A 24,743-nucleotide genomic window follows, 5' to 3' on the forward strand; every position below is an offset into this window, starting at 1 on the left:
TTAATTTTTGGATATATGTAATTTTAATCTAAAATTAATCAAAAGTTAACCTAATAGTTGTTAACTAAGATCAACTCACTTTTTGCTGCAACATTTGAACCCCCTCAATAACCTAAAATTTACAGGAATTGGGGGATTATCTCTTATAGGGAATTAGGTTTGAAAAAAGTTGTAATGGTAGTACTATCTTTGCGTAGGCGTAGCCCAAACCAAATAATATACACAAAGAACTGCACCTACGCACCTGACAAAAAAATCCCTGAGTACAAATAAAATAGAAGGCTGGGATGATACAACCCCAAAGTCAAAATAGTATCACCTATACACGCGTTATCCACCTAAGTCATGTAATTGACATAGATATTCCCCAATGGTCTGGAGATCCTACAGTAGAATTTGAAACTGTGGCTGAACTAAATAATGATGGCTATTACCTGCGGCGTTTCTCTTTGGGGGAACATAGCGCTACCCATATCAACGCCCCTAATAGTTTTCATAGTTATGCTGTGGGAATTGACCAATACCCAGCCCAGTCTTTGGTTGTACCTGCGGTGGTTATAAATGTTTGCCAAGCTACAGCAGTTAATCCTGATTATGCCCTGACTATTGCTGATGTTTTGGCTTGGGAAGCAGAATACGGTGAAATTTCTGGTGGCTGCGTAGTTATACTAAATACTGGTTGGCAAAAAAAGTGGTTAGATAAAAGTGCATTCCTCAATCATGATGCTCAAGGAATTGCCCATTTTCCAGGGTTTGGTACTGATGCGACTCAATTTTTACTCAATGAACGGCAAATAGTTGGGGTAGGAATTGATACTCATGGTGTAGACCCCGGACAGGATAACAGTTTTGCGATTAACCGCTTAGTTTTAGAACAACCGCGCATTGTGTTGGAGAATCTGACAAATTTGGATCAGCTGCCACCTAAAGGTACTACTCTAGCGATCGCAGTTCTTAGATTACGTGGTGGTTCTGGTTCTCCTGTGGGAGTATTGGCGTTAGTGCCTTAATTTTTATATCGATATTTGCTTATCGTGCCAATTTCCTAAACTTGAGGATAACCTAGAAAGCAAGCAAACTTAATACACAAGTTTTCAGTGGATCATCGGAGATTTTCAAAATGACAACTCCGCTATCTTGCCGTAATTATATAGACGGTCAATGGTTGAATGCTATAGAGGAAGCAACTTTAGAAAGTCGCAATCCTGCGAACAAAACCGAAGTCGTTGCCACATTTCCCCGTTCCCAAGTTCAGGATGTAGATACAGCAGTAGCCGCCGCCCGTCAAGCCTACCACAGTTGGCGCACAGTCCCAGCCCCAGCGAGGGCAGAATACATCTTTCGCGTTGGGGAAATATTACTCGAACATAAAGAAGAACTTGCCCAATTAATTAGTCGAGAAATGGGTAAACCCTTGACAGAAGCCAGGGGAGATGTTCAAGAAGGTATTGACTGTGCCTTTTACAGTGCTGGCGAAGGAAGGCGACTATTTGGGCAAACTACACCCTCGGAAATGTCCAATAAATTCGCCATGACTGTGCGGATGCCTATAGGAGTCTGTGCCTTAATTACTCCCTGGAATTTCCCGGTGGCAATTCCTTGCTGGAAATCTATGCCAGCCTTGGTGTGTGGCAATACAGTCATTCTCAAACCTGCTGAAGATACTTCCGCTTGTGCAACTAAATTGATTGAAATTTTTCAACAAGCAGGTTTACCACCAGGAGTAATTAACTTGGTGCATGGTGTGGGAGAAGAGGCGGGGAAAGCTTTAGTTGAGCATCCCAATGTAGATTTAGTATCGTTTACCGGTTCTTCAGAAACAGGTGCTTTTGTCGGCGCTACCTGCGGACGCACTCACAAACGTGTCTGTTTGGAAATGGGTGGTAAAAATGCTCAAGTGGTGATGGAAGATGCCGATTTAGAACTTGCTCTCGATGGTGCAGTGTGGGGAGCATTTGGGACAACTGGGCAACGGTGTACGGCTACTAGTCGGCTGATTTTGCATCGTGATATCAAAGAAAAATTTACCGCTATGCTTTATGAGCGTACCACTAAGTTGCGCTTGGGTGCTGGCACTGACCCAAATACAGATATTGGCCCAATAGTCAATGAAAAACAACTCCAACAGGTGAGGAAGTATTTGGATATCGCTCTTGAAGAAGGAGCAAAGGTTTTAATTGGTGGGGAAATTGCCAGTGAAGGCTCATTGAAAAACGGTTACTTCTTTGAACCAACTATTTTGGCTGATGTAACTCCTGATATGCGCGTTGCCCGTGAAGAGATATTTGGGCCAGTAGTGGCATTAATTGAGGTTAGCTCCTTTGAGGATGCGATCGCAATTCTCAACGATAGCAATTATGGTCTTTCTTCTTCAGTTTACACCCGCGATATCAATCGGGCTTTTACTGCCATGCGCGACATCGAAGCAGGTATCACCTATATTAACGGCCCCACTATTGGGGCAGAGGTACACTTGCCCTTTGGTGGTGTGAAACAAACTGGTAACGGACACCGCGAAGCTGGAACTACTGCTTTGGATGTTTTCACAGAATGGAAAAGTGTCTATGTTGACTTCTCTGGAAGTTTGCAACGCGCTCAGATAGATAACCGCAGTTAGTTTTATGTAAATACGCTTGGGTTAAGGCTTGATTATCCCTAACCCTCCTTAAATTTGAATCCACTCTGCTGCTTTAAACCGTTGCAAACTCAGTGTATTTCCTCACTTCTGGAGGCTGAAAAGCCAAGACAATATCACTTGCAGGAACATCTAAACGCATTAACTCAGTTGCAATTCCTTCTTCAGTCAAATCTTCTTCAATGTAAATTTTTTCATTTTTGATGCGAATATAGACAGAAATTCCTTTAACTCTTTTCCCTTGTTTCCAACCAATATTGAACCACAAATATTGACTTCTCTCATCATCAAACATTAACACTTCATCGACATCAACAACAGTAACTTGTGATGAAATTCTTTGATACTCTGTTAATATTTGCTTGATTGTATTTTGATATTGATTTAACTTATCCATTTCACAATCTCCTAGTGATTCATGTTAACAACTAATAGTGAGACTTGATACTTTTCCAAGAATTTCAGAGCCAAGCGTTAGCGTAGCCCGCCGCAGGTATCGCTCTTTGATACCATTTTTTCAGATTAGATGCAGAGTTGGCAAAAGCGGCTTCAGAGTTGGCAAAAGCGGCTTCAGAGTTGACGGGAGTGGCTTCAGGGTTGGCGGAAGTGGCTTCAGGGTTGGCGGAAGTTGCTTCAGGGTTGACGGGAGTGACTTCAGGGTTGACGGGAGTGACTTCAGGGTTGACGGGAGTGACTTCAGGGTTGACGGAAGTGGCTTCAGGGTTGACGGAAGTGGCTTCAGGGTTGACGGAAGTGGCTTCAGGGTTGGCGGTAGTGGCTTCAGGGTTCGTTGCGATCGCTTAATTATAAAAACTCATTACCAGCAAAGCAATCTTTGAAAAGAGCGATCGCTTAATTATAAAAACTCATTGCCAGTAAAGCAATCTCTGATCGCTTTGTTCGCTCTGACAAATAAATCTTTTTGTTTTGCCCATAGACGCATAAAAAGAAGACTGCAAAACAACTACTTTTAGTCGAATAATAATGTAGAAAAAATTTGCAAAAAGTTGCATTGCAGGATTACTTAGAAGTAAAAACGCAACCCCAAAGTATTCACTTAGCTGGTTCTGGTAGTAAACCAAGCTTGGCACGAAAATGCTCATTATATTTTGCCTTCTCCCAACTATAAGCAGATTTAACTTGCTCAGGAGTAAGGTTTATGGCGTCCCTGAGGTCGGCACCGCTGAGGTTGGCAACCCAGAGGTTGGCACTGCTGAGGTTGGCAAATGTGAGGTCGGCAGCGCTGAGGTTGGCACTGCTGAGGTCGGCACTGCTGAGGTTGGCAACCCAGAGGTTGGCACTGCTGAGGTCGGCACTGCTGAGGTTGGCACCCCTGAGGTCGGCATTGCTGAGGTCGGCACTGCTGAGGTTGGCACCCCTGAGGTTGGCACGGCTGAGGTCGGCATCGCTGAGGTCGGCACTGCTGAGGTTGGCACCCCTGAGGTTGGCAAACATGAGGTTGGCACCCCTGAGGTCGGCATCCCTGAGGTCGGCACCCCTGAGGTCGGCATCCCTGAGGTCGGCACTGCTGAGGTTGGCACCCCTGAGGTCGGCACTGCTGAGGTTGGCACCCCTGAGGTTGGCACCCCTGAGGTTGGCACCCCTGAGGTTGGCACTGCTGAGGTCGGCACTGCTGAAGTCGGCACCGATGAGGTAGGCACGCCTGAGGTCGGCACTGTTGAGGTTGGCACTGCTGAGGTTGGCACTGCTGAGGTTGACATCGCTGAGGTTGGCACGGCTGAAATCTTTCTTAACTAGACTCTCACCAGCTTGGGCTAGTTTTTCAAGTGCTTGAATTCTTGCCTGACTATACTCCTTTCCTCTAGCAGCATCAACAGTTTGCCAAAGTTGGTTTATCCTAATCGATTTCTCAATAACTATGCCCACATATACTGATAAACCCAGCGGGATAATTAAGAAAAAAGCAATTGACTGAAAGCTATTATTCCGTTTTTGTCTGACACTTGCTCGAATAAACTCAATAGCTAAGTCAAATAATCTTAAGTTCTCAGTTTGTTGCTTCTGGAAATCTACTACCTCTCTTAACCGCTTCCCCTGAAAGAGATAATCCTTAACCCTTCGCCTATCTCGCCATTCAATAGCTGCCGCTTCTATTTTCCGCTTTTGTCGCAGTATGTCCCGACTTTCCTCAATCCACTTGCGTAATAGCAACCAGTGGCGAATCAGTGCTTCATGTGCCACATCTACCACAGCAATTTGATTAGATAAGGTACTGGTGACAACTAGCTTATCATCAGCTAACCGTTGAATTATTCTATTAATTACAGCTTCTGGATGCTGTGAAGTAACTAAATCTCGTTGCAAAACTTGTCTACGTGTGTCTTCTGTTCCTTCTCCCAACTGCGTCAATTCTAAAAAAATCCGCTTTGTTGCTTGCTGTTGCTCTGGTGATAATGACTCATAAACTTCTGTAGCGCGTGTTTGCAGGGTTCCCCTGACTCCACCTAGTTTGCTATACATAGTCAGGGTTAACTGTTCTTCAGCTCTTTGCTGGCATAGTTCTGTCAGCGTGTACTGCAACAACGGTAAACTTCCCGGTGAATCTTCTACATCTGCAATCATTTGAGAAACTAATTCCGGTTCTACTGCTAAGTTCACCTGTTCAGCAGGTTTGATAATTGCTGTTTCTAATTCCTCCCGATTCATCGGTGTTACTGTTACTAAATGCTCTTGAATTCTCTTAGCTAGTCCGCCATACTCTTGTTCCAGACATTTACCAAAAAAATCAGCCCGCATTGTGATTATTAGGCAGAGTTTCTTGTCGTCCCGTTGCAAAGCACCTAGCACACATTCAAAAAACTGCTGTCGTTTTGTAATGTCTTGACATTGAGTAAAAGCTTCTTCAAACTGGTCTACCACTAGCACTACACGCTGAGTTTGGCTAGCAGTAATCAATTGTCCTAAACCAACTGCACCTCTAGCTATTAATTCTTCTGCTTTTGCTAACTGTGATGCGCGTTCAATATTTGATAATTCTGATTCTACAAATGCCAGTGCCAAATTTTGTAAGGGGTTAATCCCTGGTCGAAATATTTTCAATTGCCAATTATCGCTACCTGATAACCTGCGTCCTAACTTTAATTGATAAAGTAAACCTGCTCTCACAACACTAGATTTACCACTTCCTGATGCTCCCAACACAGCAAGGAAATTACCCGATCGCACTTTTTCTAATAATTCGTCGGTTAACACTGTTCTGCCATAAAATAAGTTGGCATCTGCTTCTGTGCAATCAAAATAAGACAACCCTTTGTAAGGACAAATAGCTGATACCTGTATTGTGGAGTTAACAAAAGAGGAATTCCATTTGCGGGTGAAATTAATTGCTTCACCAGAGTTAGCAAAAATGGGACGCTGGGGAAACGGGTGATGTTCTTGATTGAGCAAGTCTACTAAAGTGTAGTTACTTACCCAACGGTCTTGTTTTGGTTCCAAACCTTTGAGCAGTGCGGCGGTGAGAACGCTGTGTTGGCTGTTAATCTCTTCAAAAGCTACTTCAAAATCACGAGAAGCCGCAATAAAACACCTGTCTCTACCTTTACCGCGATCGCCTGGATCTGCCTCTGCAAAATTTAGCACTTCCCCGCTATAGCAGCAATCTAAAATCACAATTTGTTGTCTTACTTCACTTTCTTGCAGCAGTCGTCGCAGCCATTGTAGAGATAATCCCCAATTACCCGCATCAGGGTTGACTTCACTCGTTGCTAAAAAGCCTTCCTGAATTCCTAAATTTTTCCGCAATCCATGACCGGAAAAATACAGTAATGCTGTGTCTGGCGGCTTACCATCTGGCTTAAACAATTGGACGATCGCTTTTTCTAACTGAGTTAAACTAACTTTAGTTTGCTTCCCAATGCGAATCGTCTGCTTTTCCTTGTCTTTGACTGCTGGGAGCCGCGTTACCTGAAATTCACCATATTGTTGTAAGATTTGAGCGATCGCTTCAGCATCTGCAGCTGGTGCGTTGAGACATTTTAAGCGGTCATACGTATTAATTCCCACCACCAAAGCGTCTCGACTCATCTTAGAAAGCCCTATGATAGTTGTGCCGAATTATTTCCAGCTTCTACAAGAAATTTACCGCATTTTCCGTAAAATTTTTTAGGTTAGCACATCTGTGATACCCTAAACGCAATTCTTTCAGGCGAGATTTATCCTATGACTCAACTCACACCTATTCAGTTAGAAGATGGCACGATTATTTACATTGAAGCTACAGATAATATAGATGCTCCACCAGTTATTACCGAAGTTTCCCCAGAGGGAGAAGAAGCGCTAATTGATAAAGGATGGGATGCTGATGCTGCACAAAAACAGATAGTGCAAAATTTCCAAGCAATTGAAGGTACAATTCGGGCTTACACTGTTTATTCACTCAATGCTTTTAAGAAAATCCCTGTTGCTAATATTGATAAAGTAACTTTAGAATTTGGGATCAAAGTTGGCGGTGAAGCAGGTATACCTTACGTAACTAAAGGCACGGCTGAAAGCAATCTTAAGGTAACGGTAGAGTGTTCGTTTCCTGACCAACCGGAAAAGCAAACTCAGCAATCATGAGTCAGAATATTGGTGCTGCTAAAATTTCGATTATTATTCCAGTTATTAATGAAGCAGGAAATATTAAAGAAGCCTACGCAACTACCCAACTCAGCACAAATATAGAAGTGATTGTAGTAGATGGTGGCTCAGAGGATGGCACAGTAGAAATTACTCAGTCATTAGATAATATCAAAGTTATCTCATCTCTCCCCGGTCGTGCTGTGCAAATGAACGCGGGTGCTGTAGCGGCTAGTGGTGATATTCTGTTATTTCTCCATGCAGATACCCGTTTGCCAATCGGGTTTGATGAGATGATTCGCACAGCATTACAACAACCTGGGACTGTGGCTGGTGCTTTTAAGTTGCGGATTGATGCCTCGCTTTTGAGTTTAAGATGGGTAGAGTTGGGTGTAAATTTGCGATCGCATTTTTGCCAAATGCCTTATGGCGATCAAGCAATTTTTTTAACAAAGCAAGTATTTCAGCAAATCGGCGGTTTTCCAGAATTGCCTATCATGGAAGACTTTGAACTCATGCGTTGTTTAAAACGTACCGGACGGGTTGTAATTATTCCCACACCAGTTGTTACCTCAGCCCGTAGATGGTTGCAAAAGGGAGTATTCAAAACTACGCTATTTAATCAAATAGTAATTATTGCTTATTTACTCGGCGTTTCACCTGAGCGAATTCGTCGCTGGTATCGCCGAGAAAAATTTCAGAGGGTTTAAGCTCTTTTTCATGTAGGTAGTATATCTTAGGGTCATTGGATTTGAAGTGTTGAGCTTCGGTATTGAGCCTTTGAAGCTGAAACTTCAAGTTCTGAACACGAAGCTTCAGGCTTTGAAGGTAAAACTTATAAAAATGAGGAAGCCTGATTCCCAAGAAGTCGCTTTGCGATCGCCAAACCACATCTTCTTCATTTTTATGTTAAAGCATGGATGCAATGGATGCCGCTAACGAGCGAGCTTGAAAGTCAGTTAAAGATTGCAAAACTCAAATCATATACTGCCTATACTGTCAATCATATTTGGCAGGATACTGTAACTAATTTAGTCCAAATGCAGCGTACTAATTCAGGTTTGGCGTGGTTGCTGAGGATTGGGCTAATTTGTTAACAGCTGTTGGTTTGTCAGAACTTGCCGATGCACCGATTATTGGGCCTTATGGTTCATAAAGATAATCGTGATTTCACTGAAAGCGTGTGTTAACATCATATTAAAATTTTGATTGATATAGGACTTACGCAAAAACTCTCTGAAACTCTTATTTCTTTGTGTCCTTTGCGTCCTTTGCAGTTCGTTTTTTCATGATTTTGCGTAAGTCCTGTGATATTGATAGAGAAAATGTTAATAGCGCTATTTTGACGTTAATCTCTATTAATCATAAGAGGATGTTTGAAAAGTATTGTTAGTAACAGCAATACCTCCCAAACCTAACCCCCCGATCAAGCCTGCTCGATCGGGGAATGGAGGTTTCCAAGCCTATCTCCCCCAGAGGGAGAGAGGAATAGAGGGAAAATTGTTAATATAATTTATTACTTTTCAAACATCTTCTTAGCAAGCAGTTGGCAAACAGATTTACTACTTCTTAGAGGTTTGTATGCACGAGATAAATAATGATGACCCAATTATTATAATTCCATCGCCTAATAATACATTAGTTTTAATATCTCTTATGTGCAACAGCACTCTTGCTGGCGAAAATAATCCCGACCACGTATTGCTGAAAGTCCAAGGCAAGGACGAACATTCTTGGAGTTATACTATGTATGCTGGACAGGATGTCCCACTTTCTGGGAGCGTGAATTTTAATGATACAGCTTTCATAGAAATAGACATAGGTAGGACGAAAATTGGCCCTTACCCTGTCAGTAATAATGGAAAAACCTCGCAGCAATTCCAAGAGGGTGAAGCTGACTACATACTGCAATATCAGGTTAAGCCCTCATCCTAACAAGAGCCGAAACCGAAATTGCACTAAAAAAAGCGTAAACCTCTAATGTGGCTGACTTTTGGGTGTAAGGGTATAAGGGAAAGAATTGAGAACCAAATAAGAATACTTACTTTCACCATGCAACCCCAATACCCTCACACTCCGCCCTGGCAAGGGTTTCATCTTTTCTTCGCGACATTCGAGCCGAAACCCTAGTTGTCACGTAGCAGCAATTCATGAATTGCCGCTACATCGTCTACTGTTGCTCCCGTCCTAATAATAATAGCTCTGCTATATATAGGAGACAAGTTTTGTGAGTTTAAGAAGCTGGTTTGGTCACGGTTGTCACTTAGGATTGTCGGGCTTGATGATTTTAGTGGGTGCGATTGGAATAGAAGGAGGCGATCGCACATTTGCTCAGGTCACTCCCGATCCCTTTTTGGGAACTAAAGTGGAGTCAACTGACGGCAGAACCTACCAAATTAGAGGGGGTACAACCGTTGGTGGGAGAAACTTATTCCACAGTTTCAATCGTTTTGATGTTCCTGATGGAGGAAGTGCCAATTTTCTCAATGACCCAACGATAGTCAATATTTTTTCACGAGTTACAGGGGGAAATCAATCAGTTATTCAAGGATTGATTAGCGCTCAAGGTAAAGCTAATCTCTTTTTAATAAATCCCAACGGCATCATATTTGGAAAAAATGCCCAATTAAATATTGGCGGCTCATTTATTGTCACAACAGCCAATGCGATCCAGTTTCCGGGTGGTGGAGAATTTTCTATGATTTCACCTGTCAATCCGTCTAACCCTTTGCTGACGGTAAATCCTTCTGCTTTTCTATTCAATCAAATTGCCAATCAGCCGATTAATTCTATTCAAGTAAACGGAGCATCTCTATCGGTTGATAACGGTCAGAATTTGTTGTTAGTGGGCGGCAATGTCACCTTAGATAATAACGCAAAATTGAAAGCACCGGATGGTCGAATTGAGTTGGGAGGAGTTGCAGGATCGGGAACAGTAGGACTAAATGTTGAGGCTAATACTCTACGTTTAAATTACCCTGTACAAGTACAACGAGCAGATGTATTACTTACGAATGGATCTGAAGTTAGGGTAAGTGACAAAGGAGGAGGTAGTATTGCAATCAACGCACAAAATTTAGATTTGAAAGATAGTACTGTTGAGGCTGGGATAGTAAGAGATTTAAACTCAGATGGCACTCCCGCAGTAAATATTACGCTTAATGCTATAGGAGAAATGAAAATTTCCAACAGCTCTATCTTCAATTACGTGGATTTTACAGCTGTAGGTAATTCTGGCAGTATCCTGATTAAGGCAGGGTCGCTCTCCTTAACCGACCACGCTATACTATCCACCACAAGTCTAGGTAAAAAAACTGACGTTAAAAATTCTGGTAACATCAATATTCAAACTGGGTCGTTATACTTAACCAACGACTCTCAACTAACTACCAGCAACTCTACAGCAGGACGTGCTGGGAACATGATTATTGATGCTCAAAAAACCGTCTCTGTTGAAGGTAGCTTAGTCAAAAGCAATACTTCTGGGTTAGGAGATGCTGGCACGATCAATATCACGGCTGGGGAACTTACCTTAACCAAGGGTGGTGTAATATCGTCCTTCTCTAGTGGAGAAGGGAATGCAGGCAATATTAATATCTATCCCGTCAATGCTTTTAGCTCTGTCAACATTTCTGGGTTTAATGCAGATCCAACAGAGGGATACTCTAGCGGCTTGGTGACTTCTAGTGAGGGAGAAAGCGCTGGTCAGGGTGGCAATATTAATGTGACTACTGGGGAATTGCGCCTATCAGACGGAGGAGTTTTGAGTGCGCGAACTAGAAGTGCTTCTCCAGGCGGTAATATCACTGTTAACGCCAACACCCTTGAGGCTACTAATGGCGGACAAGTCATCACCAGTACTTTCAGCACCGGACGTGCAGGTGACATCACGATAACAGCCACTGATAGCGTAAAAATTTCTGGGAGCGATCCGACTTACTCCGATCGGTTAAACCAGCAAAACAATCCGACTATAGTTGATAATGATGATCCTGCCAGTGGTCTGTTTGCTCGCGTACGAGGTGAGCAAACTGCTGATGCAGGTAATATTTGGGTAAAGGCTCGCTCTATCAACTTAGACAACCAAGGAAAGATTTTAGCTACAACCAGATTAGGCGAGGGTGGTAATATTAAGTTGCAACCGCAGGACTTTTTGATAATGCACCGTGGCAGTCAGATATCCACCAGCGCAGGTATTGAAGGGGCTGGTGGAAACGGTGGCAATATCACCATCGATGCCCCTAATGGCTTCATCGTTGCTGTGCCAAATGAAAACAGTGACATCACTGCCAATGCTTTTACAGGCAAAGGTGGGAGAGTGGATATCAAAGCCTTTGGCATTTATGGTATTCAGTTTCGTGAAAGTCCCACTCCCTTGAGTGACATCACTGCTAGTTCAGAATTTGGTACACAAGGCATTGTAGAACTCAACACCCCAAATATTGACCCCAACAGTGGTTTAACCGAATTGCCAACAACACCAGTTGAAACCAAGGTAGCGCAAGGTTGTTACAGTCCTGGTTACGCCCAAAACCGATTTGTAATCGCTGGACGCGGCGGTTTACCACCCAATCCCAAAGACACTCTCACTCCAGATGCACCACTAATAGATTGGGTATCCCTTAAACCCCGCAACAACAACCGTTCCTTACCACCTGTTAAGAGTGAATCAACTACTTCCACTCCCAAACGCATTGTTGAAGCAACAGGTGCGACGCTAAACGCATTTGGACAAATAGTCCTGAGTGCTAATTCATCTACCCCTACTCCTCACACTTCCATACAGAACCCAATTCAATGTTATGGTAGCTAAAATTACTCAGATTGCTGCATTCTGCTTGCTTATCTTATTGAGATACTAACCCAAATTGCTAGTTATTGATTCAGGCGATCGCTTTGTGCAATAAAATCCCAACAATGAAAAAGTATTACCATCCTAGAGAATGGGCAGCATTTACTTTGATTGGCGAAGCTAAGTAAATTTAAAACCAAAATGTCAACCCACAGAATTCTTTCCCCATTTGACTAATCCTTTAAATATCTTGTGTGCGTGTACCCGACATCGAGTTCTATTAACATTACTGATATTGACGAGCGCTTTCTCATTAAACATAGACTCAGCTTTGGCGCAAGAATCTGCAAATCCAAATTCTTTCAATCCCCAAGCAATTTTACGCGAAGCCTTGCAGTGGATTGATAATCTCGGTACTGTAGGAGCGATCGCTTTTATTGCCCTTTACATTATTGCTACCGTCGCTTTTTTCCCAGGTTCTATTCTCACCTTGGGAACTGGTGTAATTTTTGGCGCAGTTTGGGGTTCTGTTTACGTGTTTATCGGTGCAATGCTTGGCGCTACTGCTGCTTTTCTCGTCGGACGTTATTTAGCAAGGGGTTGGGTTGCTGGTAAAATCGCAGATAACAAAAAATTTGCCGCCATTGACCAAGCAGTAGGTAAAGAAGGATTAAAAATTGTCCTGTTAACGCGATTATCCCCCATATTTCCTTTCAATTTGCTCAACTATGCCTTTGGCATCACGGGAGTTTCACTTCAAGATTACTTCATCGGCTCTCTAGGCATGATTCCCGGAACCATCATGTACGTTTATATTGGTTCCCTTGCAGGTAATCTTGCCATGATTAGCATTGAGGCTCAAGCTACCAACCCGACTTTACAGTGGGCAATTCGCATCTTGGGTTTGTTTGCGACAGTCGCTGTGACAGTTTATGTAACCCGGATTGCACGCAAAGCTTTAGAAGAGGAATTGTAGAGGTGGAAAGAAAGGTAGGGGGCAGGGGGCAGGGGGCAGGGGGCAGGGGGCAGGGGGCAGGGGGCAGGACGAACTTACGCTTAAAAACGTAGGATTAAAGCAAGGACGTGCCTATCATACCAGTATCTTCTTTTTAAACTGCGGCTCTAAACCCAGAACAAAAGTTTTCAATCAGACTTCTTTCCCGCTGCGTTGGGCGGCTCTGCCCACTTGAAGCATATGGCGTGGATTTAGGGGGATCTAAAACGTTTTGCTACCGACCAGAGGACTTTTAAAACATCCTCTTATACAGGAAAGCTTCAATCGTATCTGTCAATTCCCAAACGGACAAAACAATTCAAAGGCTGTATTCCTTATTAAACAAGCATAAAAAATAAAAGACTGAGCCGCCTAAATTTATCAGGATTCTTAATTTTAAAACAGGTTTTGCCAATGACCAATTCAGATTTAGAGATAGTCACAGTTCGCCCAATAGATGAGTATAACCAAAAGTTGGTGTCTTACGTCCATCCACCAAATTGGGTTAATCCTCAACCTGCCGATGTTTACGATTTGGTAGTAATTGGTGCTGGTACGGCGGGATTAGTGGTGGCGGCGGGTGCTGCGGGTCTGGATTTGGGTTTAAAGGTGGCATTGATTGAAAAGCATCTCATGGGTGGAGATTGCTTAAATGTTGGTTGCGTACCATCTAAAACTATTATTCGGTCTGCCCGCGTCGTTGGCGAAATCTGGGATGCTAAAGACTTGGGAGTTAATATTCCCCAACATAATATTGATGTTGATTTTCCCAAAGTTATGGCCAGGATGCGGCGAATCAGGGCTGATATTAGCCATAATGACTCGGCAAAGCGATTTCAAGACTTAGGTGTCGATGTCTTTTTGGGTAACGGTCGATTTGCGAGTAAAAATACCGTGGAAGTTGGCGACAAAACCCTCAAGTTTAAAAAAGCTGTGATTGCAACTGGCACAAGACCTGCACAACTGTCGATTCCGGGAATTGAACAGGCGGGTTATCTAACTAATGAGACGGTTTTTTCGCTGATTCAACGACCGGAACATTTGGCGGTAATTGGTGGCGGCCCCATTGGTTGCGAATTAGCGCAAGCTTTCCGACGTTTGGGTTGTAAGGTGGTGCTTTTCCATAGCGGTTCTCATCTTCTGAATAAAGAAGAGGCTGAAGCCGCTCAAATTCTCCAAAAGGTTTTGATTAATGAAGGAATTCGCGTAGTACTCAATTCCAAGTTGGAAGAAGTGGTAACTGTCACTCAGGGGAAACGGCTTTATTTTTCCTCTAATGGTCATCGAGATTCAATAACAGTCGATGAAATTTTAGTCGGTGCGGGGCGATCGCCAAATGTAGAAAATCTAAATTTAGAAGCTGTGGGTGTAGAATATGACAAGCACAAAGGCGTGAAGGTAAATGATTACCTCCAGACGACCAATCCCAAAATTTATGCAGCTGGCGATATCTGCATGAACTGGAAGTTTACCCATGCAGCTGATGCAGCAGCGCGGATTGTAATTAAGAATACGCTGTTTTCTCCCTTTGGCTGGGGACGCTCGAAACTCAGTAGTTTAGTGATGCCTTGGGTAACTTATACTGACCCAGAAATTGCTCACGTAGGGTTATCCGAACACGAGGCGCAGAAATTGGGTATTGAGGTGACAACAATTGAGATCCCTTTTAGTAGTGTAGACCGAGCGATCGCAGATGGTGAAGAGTTAGGATTTCTCAAAATCCACCATAAAAAGGGGTCTGATGAAATTATCGGTGCAACTATTGTCGCCAGTCACGCAGGTGAGATGATATCACTTGTGACTACGGCAATGGTAAATAAGATTGGTTTGAGCAAGTTAAGCAGTGTAATTCATCCTTATCCCACTCAAGCCGAAGCGATTAAAAAAGCAGCTGATGCTTATCGTCGAACACTCCTAACATCAAATACCAAAAAATTGTTGGGATTTCTGACAAAGTTATCTTAAGCAAAATCAGTGAACAGTCGAATAACTGTTCACTGATAATTGATACAGCAGTTTTCAACTAGATGAGGTACAAAGTACAGGACTCAAAACCAGACATAAAAAGTTTATTTCCTCCTTCCTGCCCCCTGCCTTCTGCCTCCTGCCTCCTGCCTCCTGCCTCCTTCAAGTCATCTCTAAACAGGTCGGAAACGATCGATCTCGCCTCCGGTCAAGTTTGCGTAATACAGATTACCATCAGGGCCAGTGGTGATTTGTGTAGGCAATCCTAAATTAGGTCTGTCCGTTTGGGAAGCAAACCGCTTAACTGAGGTAACTTTGCCCTGACTATCTAATATCAAAGCATCGATAGTTCCTTGACTGAAATCACCAATGAATAAGGCATTTTGATAGATTGAAGGGAAAGTATTACCTGTATAAAAGTCACCCACAAGGATCGAATTAGAACCAAAATGCTTGTAAGTGTACAATGGTTCTGTAACAGTTGAGCCACTATTATAGAAGGCTTTTGCTGCATCTAAAGTAGCGTAGGATGGTTGTTTCAGACTGATGGTATTACCATTTGCATCAAGGCCACCTTCATAGAATGGCCAGCCAAAGTTAGCGCCTGGTTTTCCGACATTCACCTCTTCGTAAGTACCTAAGCCAACATCACCAATATAGGGGGTGTTAGTCTTCTTATCAATTGTGAAACGGAAGGGGTTACGCAGACCTAAGTCATAAACTTTAGAAATATTACTATTGGCGTCACCGTTGTAGAAAGGATTGCTTGATAAGCCTTTACCAGTAATCGGGTCAATCCGCAGAATCTTGCCGGACAAATTATTCTTATCCTGGACGCGAATTGCTCGGGGGTCTATCCCATTGTATGAAGTACCATCTCCTAAGCTAACAAACAGAGAACCATCAGTACCAAAACGCACAGAACCAACTGAGTGAGATTCACTATCATTGGCTATAAAATTCTGGACATTTTGGACTTTATCGAGATTATTAAGATAATCCTGTAAGCTGGTAAACGGCTTACCAGTATCTTTGTTGAGAATTCCTGATGGTGCATAGCCAAGTGAGACATTTGTACTATTTCCATCTGGGTGGCTGATATTTGCCCAAGTACCATTTGTGCCGAGTAGCACAACTTCGCTGCCAGCAATAGCTGTAGTGTAATTAGTGTTGGGGTCAGCTGTAAAGCGACTTAGGCGTGCAGTCCGATTCCCATTCTGATCGGGATCGTCCAATGTGCTATTGGGATTATTATTAGAATTGTTTACACTAGTTTCTGGTGGATCGTAGGTATACAACAGGTAAACATAGTTGTTGCCGTTTGGACTTTTGCCAAAATCTGGATGTACGGCAATGCCTAATAGACCGCGATCGCGCGTATCATTTACCTCTTTGCTAATATCAGTAAATGCTGTTGATAATAAGCTACCGTTTTTCATGACTCGCACTACCCCATTTTTCTGGGCAATGAACATACTGTTACCATCAGGTGCCCATTCAAAAGCTGTGGGTTGATTCAAACCAGAAGCTACCGTATCTAAAGCAAAGTTACCAGAGTCATTATCAATAATAGTGATACTTGTCTGTTGATTATTTAGCTGTACTCCAACTGGGTTACTGAACTTCAAAGCAAATGTTTCATTTGATTCCCCAACGTTGTCATTAAGAATGGGGATAACAATTGTGTTACTGGTTTGTCCAGCGACAAAACTCAAGTTTCCAGATACAGTTTGGTAGTCAGATCCAGCTTTAGCAGTCCCATCTTCGGTTATGTAGTTGACGCTAGCAGCCGCCGAAGCGTTGCCCCGTGTAACTATCACCTTAGCAGTACCGTCACCTTCATTAACTACTGTCTGACTGAAATCGAGGCCGGAGCGATCGTTGTCTTGAATCGTAATTGCGAGAGTTCTTTGGACTCCTAGTGTTGCCCCCTCTGCCTGATCGATGACAAAATTAAAGGTTTCATCTGCTTCTATCAAGGAATCATCATTGATCGGAATGGATACCTGCGTGCTGCTTTGTCCCGGCGCAAAAGTCAGTGTTCCAGCACTTTCAATGCCTTCACTCCCATAGTCAACTCCTTTTGTAGCAGTATTAGCTACAGTCGCATACTTGATTGAAGATGTACCACTTAAATCTCCAGTTCTAAGTATTTTGACGATAACACTATCACTGCCTTCGTTCACAGTCATCGAAGACGATCCTAAGGTGATAGTGGTCTGAAGAACTGGTGAATAAAGTTGAGACTGAGGAATGATTTGCTTCGCCTGAGAGGCGCTTGACCAACGCAGTTGAGAAACGGCATTGGATTTATTTTCGTAGTACTCAAGTTTAATATCGTACTTCTGACCTGCAACTAGTGCAATCGAGCCACTGGATTCGGTGGCAGGTTGATCGATAAACTGATTGATGATTTGTTGACCATTCACCCACAGTCGCACACCATCATCAGCAGTGGTGTAGAACTTGTAAGTTTCGCTGTACTTGGCTTCTACCTGACCTGTCCACCGCGCTGAGAAGGTATCTGCATCAATCGATGGAGCGGGAGAATCAGCGCCCCAATTAAAGTTCACCGTCGGATCTGTAGTAGTTATCTTCAGGTTGGTGAAGTCGATGTTGTCGTAGTACTCTGCTTTGAGTCCGTTGCCATTACTAGTTGTGCTGACATTACTATACAGTTGGGACTGAGGAATGATTTCCTTCGCCTGAGAGGTGCTTGACCAACGCAGTTGAGAAACGGCATTGGATTTATTTTCATAGTACTCAAGTTTAATATCGTACTTCTGACCTGCAACCAATGCGATCGAGCCACTGGATTCGGTGGCAGGTTGATCGATAAACTGATTGATGATTTGTTGACCATTCACCCACAGTCGCACACCATCATCAGCAGTGGTGTAGAACTTGTAAGTTTCGCTGTACTTGGCTTCTACCTGACCTGTCCACCGTGCTGAGAAGGTATCTGCATCAATCGACGGAGCGGGAGAACCAGCACCCCAGTTAAAGTTCACCGTTGAATCTGTGCGAGTTACCTTCAGGTTGGTGAAGTCGATGTTATCGTAGTACTCTGCTTTTAGTCCGTTGCCATTACTAGATGTGCTGACAACATTACTAGGTGTGCTGACATTACTATACAGTTGGGACTGAGGAATGATTTCCTTCGCCTGAGAGGTGCTTGACCAACGTAGTTGAGAAACGGCATTGGATTTATTTTCATAGTACTCAAGTTTAATATCGTACTTCTGACCTGCAACTAGTGCGATCGAGCCATTGGATTCGGTGGCAGGTTGATCGATAAACTGATTGATGATTTGTTGACCATTCACCCACAGTCGCACACCATCATCAGCAGTGGTGTAGAACTTGTAAGTTTCGCTGTACTTGGCTTCTACCTGACCTGTCCACCGCGCTGAGAAGGTATCTGCATCAATCGACGGATCGGGAGAACCACTGCGCCAGTTAAAGTTCACCGTCGGATCTGTGCGAGTTTGCTTGAGGTTGGTGAAGTCGATGTTGTCGTAATACTCTGCCTTGAGTCCATCTCCTTGAGAGAGTAGGCTAGACCGAGCAGAAATGCTGGTTTGTCCTTGATCAATGCTTTCTAGAGATGATTTATTAGTAATTACTGGACTTACAGATGTTGATAAGTTTTGATTTGATGCCATAATTAGTGTTTCAGGATCAGTCTTATATGGATGAATATTTTCAACCAAAAATGCATCATAAAGCTTGACATAAATATATTGATAAGCTAATCATTGATTGACCTATAAATATATATTTAGTAATTGCTAATTATGAATAATTAGTTGAAGAATATATTGGTCTTTGTTTTCTTTCAACAAATTTCTGAATTCTTGAAAGCCTCTAATCTCACTAATGTGCAGATGCATATTCGTTGAGGCAAGCGATGCCCAAGAAAAACAGATATATACGTAATTAATAAAATGCAATAACTTTACATAACTTACTTAAGTATTCTTTTACTTCTACATATTTGACAATAGATTGCGGTGTTATGTCTATCTTGTTTATAGGACTTTGTTTAAATATTCATATTGATATATCCTTTTTTAAAGGAATAGAAAAGTTTTGATAATATTTAAATAAAAATTGCCAAAGTACCGGATAATTTAATGTATTTTATTTACAGATTTATTAGCTCTATAAAAATTAGGTAAAGAAAATTTTTAATATTTAAAGATTTGAAAAAATAATATTTATTTATACTTCATCTTGACTTTTGACTTTTACTTTATATCTTTTTACCAGAACCAGCAGAAATATAGTAATAACCTCAAATCAGTGGAGCAAAAACTTTTGCAAGAGCCTCACCATTCATGCATTTAAGCTAGGGAACACAATCAGCTGGAATTAAGAAATAAGCGGGTGGATTATTCTGCGAATCGCTACGCGACAGTTTTTCTTCTCTATGAGAGGCTACGCCAACCAGACACCGCGAACAAAGAATTGTCAGCGTCCGAAACCCTACTCTTTCGTTGATTTACAAAATTTTTCAATTTACTCGAAGTCAGAAAAATTACAAGTTTGACGTTGCACATTCCCACTTTCCCCTAGACTAGGGGCAGCAACCTTGTTCAAACTGGCTGAGGAAAGTGGACTTTGACTGAGACAAACAATTTAAACTCTACCATCCAGAATCTCTCACGCAGGGAATTGCGAGATTTAGTGCGGACTCAGCTGCAAATGCTCCTGGAAGCAGGAGACTTGCAGGGAGCAAAATCTATTCTCGTACCCGTGCAGCCTGCGGATATCGCCGAGGCGATTGAGGGTTTGCCAGAAGCGATGCACGCTTTGGCTTTTCGCTTGCTTTCTAAGGATGAGGCGATCGAAGTTTATGAATATCTTGATTACAGTGTTCAAGAACGGTTAATTGAAGAACTTAAAAGCCAGGAAGTCTGCGATATTGTCGATCAAATGTCGCCGGATGACCGAGCTAGGTTATTTGATGAATTACCGGCAAAAGTCGTCAATCGCTTGCTAGAACAACTGAGTCCAGCAGAACGTCAAGCTACAGCCCAACTATTGGGTTATGAAGCTGATACAGCTGGGCGAATCATGACACTAGAGCTAATCTCGCTGAAAGAAAACTTGACAGTATCTCAAGCTCTGGAGCGAATTCGCAACTTAGCTAATGCCAGTGAGATGATTTATTATCTTTATGTCATGGATGCGGCAAGGCGCTTAACGGGGATTGTATCGCTACGGGAATTAGTAACGTCTCAGCCTGAGCAAATTATTGGCGAAATTATGACCCGTGATGTAGTGTTTGTTTACACTGATACAGACCAAGAAGAAGTTGCAAGATTAATCCAAAGATATGATTTTTTAGCTGTGCCTGTGGTAGATCGAGAACAGCTTTTAGTAGGTATTGTTACGGTGGATGATGTGATTGATATTCTGCAACAAGAAACCACCGAGGATATCTATGCCTTGGGTGGTGGTGTGCAGTCGGGTGGCGACAATTATTTTCAAATGAATTTGCTGGAAATTGCTCGGAAGCGGGTTGTCTGGTTATTGGTCTTACTTGTAACCAATACCGTCACAGGCACAATTATTAAGTCGCAAGAAGATATTTTAGCAAAAGTGGTGACATTAACGGCCTTTATCCCCTTGTTGACTGGTACTGGGGGTAATGTAGGCGCTCAATCTTCCACAGTGGTGATTCGCGGGATGAATACCGATGAAATCCGATCGCTTGGTGTATTGCAAGTAATCGGCCGAGAAGCGATCGCTGGGGCATTATTGGGAGGAATGTTAGGTACGATCGCTACTGTCTGGGCTTATTTTCTGCAAGGACGATTAGAAGTAGCGATCGCTGTAGGCACTAGTTTAGTAGCTATTTCTATTTTAGCTTCGATCTCCGGTTCAGCATTACCATTTCTCTTTCGCTATCTGCGTTTAGATCCGGCATTAATGTCAGCACCATTCATTACTACAGCAGTTGATGTCGTAGGCGTTTTGATCTACTTCAATTTGGCGCGAGTAATTTTAAAGTTATGAAAAGAGCCAGTGGTCATTAGTCATTAGTCATTAGTGAATAACACACTACAAATGACAAAGGACAAAGGACAAATGACTAACTTAACTTTTACAATTCTGATTCCGTATCTGGAGCAACAATTTCGCCAGTACCCAATTGCAGTATCATGTCCTGGTCAGTAATCAATCCGCTAAGTTCTTTCACTTGTAAATTCATGTCTTCACAAGCTTGTCTTAGTTCTTGGGCAAATTTGTTGAGGTCTTGACCATAGCCACATTGATAAGCAGCAGTTTCAATTCCTTGCTGGGCATTTGCTCTAGCACAATCTACTAGTTCTCTGCCATGCAGTGGTGTAAGAGATGCCATAAACGTAGTTATTATTTCTTAAATGTACGCTGTTAGACAGATTATCAATATTTCGATATTAAATCATCCCTCCAATGGATGACCATGAGGGTGGAGTTAAGAATTAAAAAATAAAAAATTATGACTGTAATTATAGCGATTTTGGATTTTAAATTTCGGATTGAAAGAAAAATCTAAAATCCAAAATTGAGTAATTCCTAACTATTCTCCTTACCCATTGACCACATCTCCACCATTAACATGTAACACTTGTCCAGAGACATAAGAAGCATCATCAGAAGCTAAATATACATAGCTAGGAGCAACTTCTTCTGGTTGTCCGGCTCGTTCCATTGGTACTTGTTTACCAAAAGTTTCAACTTTCTCTTCGGGAAAAGTTGAGGGAATTAAAGGTGTCCAAATTGGGCCTGGTGCAACGGCATTAACGCGAATTCCTTTTGACACCAAATTTTTTGATAAGGAGCGAGTGAAGGCAACGATCGCACCTTTTGTAGAGGAATAATCTAGTAACTGTGGGTTACCTTTATAAGCTGTTACCGATGTGGTATTGATAATAGCGCTGCCCGCTTGTAAATGCTTGAGTGCAGCTTTAGTCATGAAAAACATCGAGAAGATATTAGTGCGGAAAGTTCGCTCTAGTTGTTCTTCGGTGATTTCTTCAATACTTTCTTTCGGATGTTGTTCGGCGGCGTTATTGATGAGAATATCGAGTTTGCCAAATTCACCAACTGTTTGTTGGATGGCTTGCTGACAAAAAGTTTCATTCCCAATATCTCCTGCAATGGTAACTGCACGACGCCCTTGTTTTTCTACCAAATGTTTTGTTTCTTTGGCATCATCATGTTCGTTAAGATAAAGGATCGCCACATCTGCACCTTCTTTTGCAAATGCGATCGCAACAGCACGACCAATACCACTATCTGCACCTGTAATTAATGCTACTTTATCTTGTAACTTGCCACTACCCCGATACTGAGCATCATCTGCTTTGGGTTTTGGTGTCATTTCTGATTCAACACCTGGTGTTTCTTGTTGCTGTGGCGGTTGCAATTTTTGCTCTTTTTGCTCTTTTGATTTAGCCATCTGTTTTACCTTGGTAATTGAATATTGAATTGAGCATTGGTAATGGGGTATTGAGCATTGATTGAACCCCATTTTTTTCATCTCTACATTCCCTATTTCATAACTAAACCTTGGATCGAAAATTCAACCCAAGGCTTATTTTTTGCTTTGACTTTCATTAGCCATTTGCAATTTTAGGCATTCATATCCTGGATGTTTGCCAAACTTACTTATTCCTAGCAACTGTACGCAACTTACATTATCGATCCTCGAAAATAAGTACACAACTCTGATGTGATGAAGAATTTATCTTTTTCATCTGCTTTCAAGTTAACTATTATATTGCTGTACTTTATCGCCCCCTAGAGGTAAACTAAGCTGCAATTAGCTCAACCTTAAGATGGAAACGAAATTAAAGAAGTCGGCGATTTACGGGTTGCTATAGTTCAATCGATCCTTGCGGACTTACGGAAATTTTTTGCAAAACTATCTAAATGCTGACACGGCGACTATACATCGTCCAAAAAGGTGCGTGGTGCGCTACATTGAGATTATTAGAGGGCATGGGTTATGGCAACATTAAATATTTATGAGTTAGAACAGGTTGAAAAGTTTCGCCACTTACAATTAACCCTGCGCGATCGCTGGAAAACGAGCGAACTATTTGACAATAGTGAAGCAGATATTTTAATTATTCCCTCCCTGAGTATCGACCAGGGCGAACTCCAAAAGATCGAAGGCTGCGAGCATTATGAAGAAAGATTACTATTTTCCTTGATCCGGTTGCAGAATCCCCAGACTCGACTGATTTATGTAACATCAGTACCACTGCATCCTAGTATCATTGATTATTATCTGCAACTGTTGCCAGGAATTCCCTTTTCTCATGCTCGCAATCGCTTACTGCTACTTTCTACTTACGATTCTTCATTTAAGCCTCTGAGCCAAAAGATTTTAGAACGCCCCCGTCTGCTAGAGCGGATTCATCAAGCTTTGAGGCTAGACAAATCGTTCATGATCTGCTATAACTCTTCCTACTGGGAAGGCGAATTGTCTCTAAAATTAGGTGTACCACTGTATGCTGCCGCACCAGATTTACAGATTTGGGGGACAAAAAGTGGCAGTCGGCATATCTTTGCTGAAAGCGGAGTAACATATCCAGATGGCACGGAAAAAGTTTGGAACCACACAGATTTGGCAGAAGCTACCAGTGATTTGTGGGAACGCCAACCGACATTAAAACGGGTAGTAGTGAAACTCAACGAAGGCATTTCTGGAGAAGGAAATGCGCTGCTAGACTTTAGACCAATTGAGAATGTAGCACCAGGCAAAGGTAGTCATGCCCAAAGGGTAGCAGCAATTAGCGATCGCTTCTCAACAATGCGCTTTCAAGCCAAACAAGAGAATTGGGATCATTTTTGTGGAAGAATCCCTGAGTTAGGGGCGCTCGCCGAAGCATTTGTGGAAGGGGAAACTAAGCGATCGCCCAGCGTCCAAGGAAGGATCACACCCAATGGCGAAGTGGAAATCCTTTCAACCCACGACCAAATTCTCGGTGGCCCAGACGGTCAGATTTATCTTGGTTGTCGCTTTCCCGCTGATGAAAGCTATCGGTTGCAATTACAGCAATTAGGACTACAAGTTGGCAAAAAGCTAGCAGAGAAAGGCACTTTAGAGCGATTTGGATTAGATTTTATCGCCGTTGACAAGGGTAATAAAGAGTGGGATATTCAGGCGATCGAAATTAACCTGCGTAAAGGCGGTACAACTCATCCATTCATGACCCTGAAATTATTAACGAACGGTCGCTATGACTTTTCCACGGGTTTATTTTATAGTCAACAAGGTCGTCCAAAATATTACATTGCCACTGATAATCTCCAAAAAGAGCGCTATCAGGGATTATTACCCAATGATTTGATGGATATCATCGCTCACCACAGACTGCACTTCGACAGCGGTACAGAAACGGGTACAGTGTTTCATCTGATGGGTTGCCTTTCGCAGTTTGGCAAGGTGGGATTAACCAGCATCGGTGATTCCCCACAGCAAGCACAAGACATTTATAACAAAGTTGTCAAAGTTCTGGATGAAGAAACACGCAGCGAAAATCGTGATTTCTCGGCGCTTTCAGATTATTCCTTTCCCGTGGTTTGGGATGAATTATAGTTAAGGAATGTTGTTTTTAACACATGGTAGGGGTACAACAATGCTTGTGCCCCGATGAGATTATACCAATTCCCAATTCGCAATTCGCAATTGAGAAATTTAGATGCAGCAAGGCTTTCCCGGCTTACATCTGTTGCCTTATTTTAGAGAATTGATATTAGTTATAATTCCCGAATCT

The 24,743-nt window shown here is 42.4% G+C and carries 17 protein-coding genes; 12 read left to right on the plus strand and 5 right to left on the minus strand.

What is annotated here, in order from left to right; all coding sequences use genetic code 11:
• Window positions 1-287: 287 nt before the first annotated feature.
• Together V7K41_RS14065 and V7K41_RS14070 are read left to right on the plus strand one after the other, a co-directional pair.
• Entirely contained in the window at window positions 288-1,010 is a 723-nt protein-coding gene (locus V7K41_RS14065; protein ID WP_334849021.1) for a cyclase family protein, read from the plus strand.
• Between the two features lie 110 nt (window positions 1,011-1,120).
• On the plus strand, window positions 1,121-2,617 hold the full coding sequence (locus V7K41_RS14070) for an aldehyde dehydrogenase family protein (RefSeq protein ID WP_334849023.1): 1,497 nt from the start codon (window positions 1,121-1,123) through the stop codon (window positions 2,615-2,617).
• Between the two features lie 73 nt (window positions 2,618-2,690).
• Here V7K41_RS14070 and V7K41_RS14075 read toward each other — a convergent pair whose 3' ends face one another.
• Window positions 2,691-3,032, minus strand: coding sequence for a XisI protein (locus tag V7K41_RS14075; protein ID WP_334849025.1), 342 nt, complete (start codon window positions 3,030-3,032; stop codon window positions 2,691-2,693).
• Window positions 3,033-3,169: 137 nt separating this feature from the next.
• Between V7K41_RS14075 and V7K41_RS14080 the strand changes: the two genes are divergently transcribed.
• Window positions 3,170-3,439, plus strand: a complete 270-nt coding sequence (locus V7K41_RS14080) for a hypothetical protein (RefSeq protein WP_334849026.1) — start codon at window positions 3,170-3,172, stop codon at window positions 3,437-3,439.
• 249 nt (window positions 3,440-3,688) lie between these two features.
• On the opposite strand, the gene V7K41_RS14085 is transcribed toward V7K41_RS14080, so the two are convergent.
• Window positions 3,689-6,679 (minus strand): nSTAND1 domain-containing NTPase, encoded by a 2,991-nt coding sequence (locus V7K41_RS14085; protein ID WP_334849028.1) that lies wholly within the window; start codon window positions 6,677-6,679, stop codon window positions 3,689-3,691.
• Between the two features lie 135 nt (window positions 6,680-6,814).
• Here V7K41_RS14085 and V7K41_RS14090 point away from each other — a divergent pair, with 135 nt between their 5' ends.
• The 7 genes from V7K41_RS14090 (at window position 6,815) to V7K41_RS14115 (ending at window position 14,964) form a co-directional block, all read left to right on the plus strand.
• Window positions 6,815-7,213, plus strand: a complete 399-nt coding sequence (locus V7K41_RS14090; protein WP_334849030.1) for a CU044_2847 family protein — start codon at window positions 6,815-6,817, stop codon at window positions 7,211-7,213.
• Window positions 7,210-7,923 carry a TIGR04283 family arsenosugar biosynthesis glycosyltransferase gene (locus V7K41_RS14095; RefSeq protein WP_334849032.1) on the plus strand — a complete coding sequence of 238 codons (714 nt, stop codon included), beginning with the start codon at window positions 7,210-7,212 and terminating at the stop codon, window positions 7,921-7,923. The genes V7K41_RS14090 and V7K41_RS14095 overlap by 4 nt, the downstream gene beginning before the upstream one ends.
• 168 nt (window positions 7,924-8,091) lie before the next feature.
• The gene (locus V7K41_RS32870) at window positions 8,092-8,310 is read left to right on the plus strand and encodes a DUF928 domain-containing protein (RefSeq protein ID WP_442943189.1); all 219 of its coding nucleotides are present in this window, start codon (window positions 8,092-8,094) and stop codon (window positions 8,308-8,310) included.
• A gap of 484 nt (window positions 8,311-8,794) precedes the next feature.
• Window positions 8,795-9,148 (plus strand): hypothetical protein, encoded by a 354-nt coding sequence (locus V7K41_RS14100; RefSeq protein ID WP_334849034.1) that lies wholly within the window; start codon window positions 8,795-8,797, stop codon window positions 9,146-9,148.
• A 292-nt stretch (window positions 9,149-9,440) separates the two neighbouring features.
• The gene (locus V7K41_RS14105; RefSeq protein WP_334849035.1) at window positions 9,441-12,026 is read left to right on the plus strand and encodes a two-partner secretion domain-containing protein; all 2,586 of its coding nucleotides are present in this window, start codon (window positions 9,441-9,443) and stop codon (window positions 12,024-12,026) included.
• A gap of 226 nt (window positions 12,027-12,252) precedes the next feature.
• Window positions 12,253-12,981 carry a TVP38/TMEM64 family protein gene (locus V7K41_RS14110; RefSeq protein WP_334849066.1) on the plus strand — a complete coding sequence of 243 codons (729 nt, stop codon included), beginning with the start codon at window positions 12,253-12,255 and terminating at the stop codon, window positions 12,979-12,981.
• Between the two features lie 432 nt (window positions 12,982-13,413).
• The gene (locus V7K41_RS14115) at window positions 13,414-14,964 is read left to right on the plus strand and encodes a mercuric reductase (protein ID WP_334849037.1); all 1,551 of its coding nucleotides are present in this window, start codon (window positions 13,414-13,416) and stop codon (window positions 14,962-14,964) included.
• A 173-nt stretch (window positions 14,965-15,137) separates the two neighbouring features.
• On the opposite strand, the gene V7K41_RS14120 is transcribed toward V7K41_RS14115, so the two are convergent.
• Complete coding sequence (locus tag V7K41_RS14120; protein ID WP_334849038.1) at window positions 15,138-18,629, minus strand: PA14 domain-containing protein; 3,492 nt, start codon at window positions 18,627-18,629, stop codon at window positions 15,138-15,140.
• Between the two features lie 958 nt (window positions 18,630-19,587).
• On the opposite strand from V7K41_RS14120, the gene mgtE reads away from it, so the two are divergent.
• Entirely contained in the window at window positions 19,588-20,988 is a 1,401-nt protein-coding gene (gene mgtE / locus V7K41_RS14125) for a magnesium transporter (RefSeq protein WP_334849039.1), read from the plus strand.
• 88 nt (window positions 20,989-21,076) lie between these two features.
• Here mgtE and V7K41_RS14130 read toward each other — a convergent pair whose 3' ends face one another.
• Complete coding sequence (locus V7K41_RS14130; RefSeq protein ID WP_292873204.1) at window positions 21,077-21,334, minus strand: hypothetical protein; 258 nt, start codon at window positions 21,332-21,334, stop codon at window positions 21,077-21,079.
• Between the two features lie 210 nt (window positions 21,335-21,544).
• The gene (locus tag V7K41_RS14135; RefSeq protein ID WP_334849042.1) at window positions 21,545-22,417 is read right to left on the minus strand and encodes an SDR family oxidoreductase; all 873 of its coding nucleotides are present in this window, start codon (window positions 22,415-22,417) and stop codon (window positions 21,545-21,547) included.
• Window positions 22,418-22,966: 549 nt separating this feature from the next.
• Between V7K41_RS14135 and V7K41_RS14140 the strand changes: the two genes are divergently transcribed.
• Window positions 22,967-24,565, plus strand: a complete 1,599-nt coding sequence (locus V7K41_RS14140) for a peptide ligase PGM1-related protein (protein ID WP_334849045.1) — start codon at window positions 22,967-22,969, stop codon at window positions 24,563-24,565.
• Window positions 24,566-24,743 lie beyond the last annotated feature (178 nt).

The sequence above is a fragment of the Nostoc sp. genome, assembly GCF_036917415.1.
Taxonomy (GTDB): Bacteria; Cyanobacteriota; Cyanobacteriia; order Cyanobacteriales; family Nostocaceae; genus Nostoc.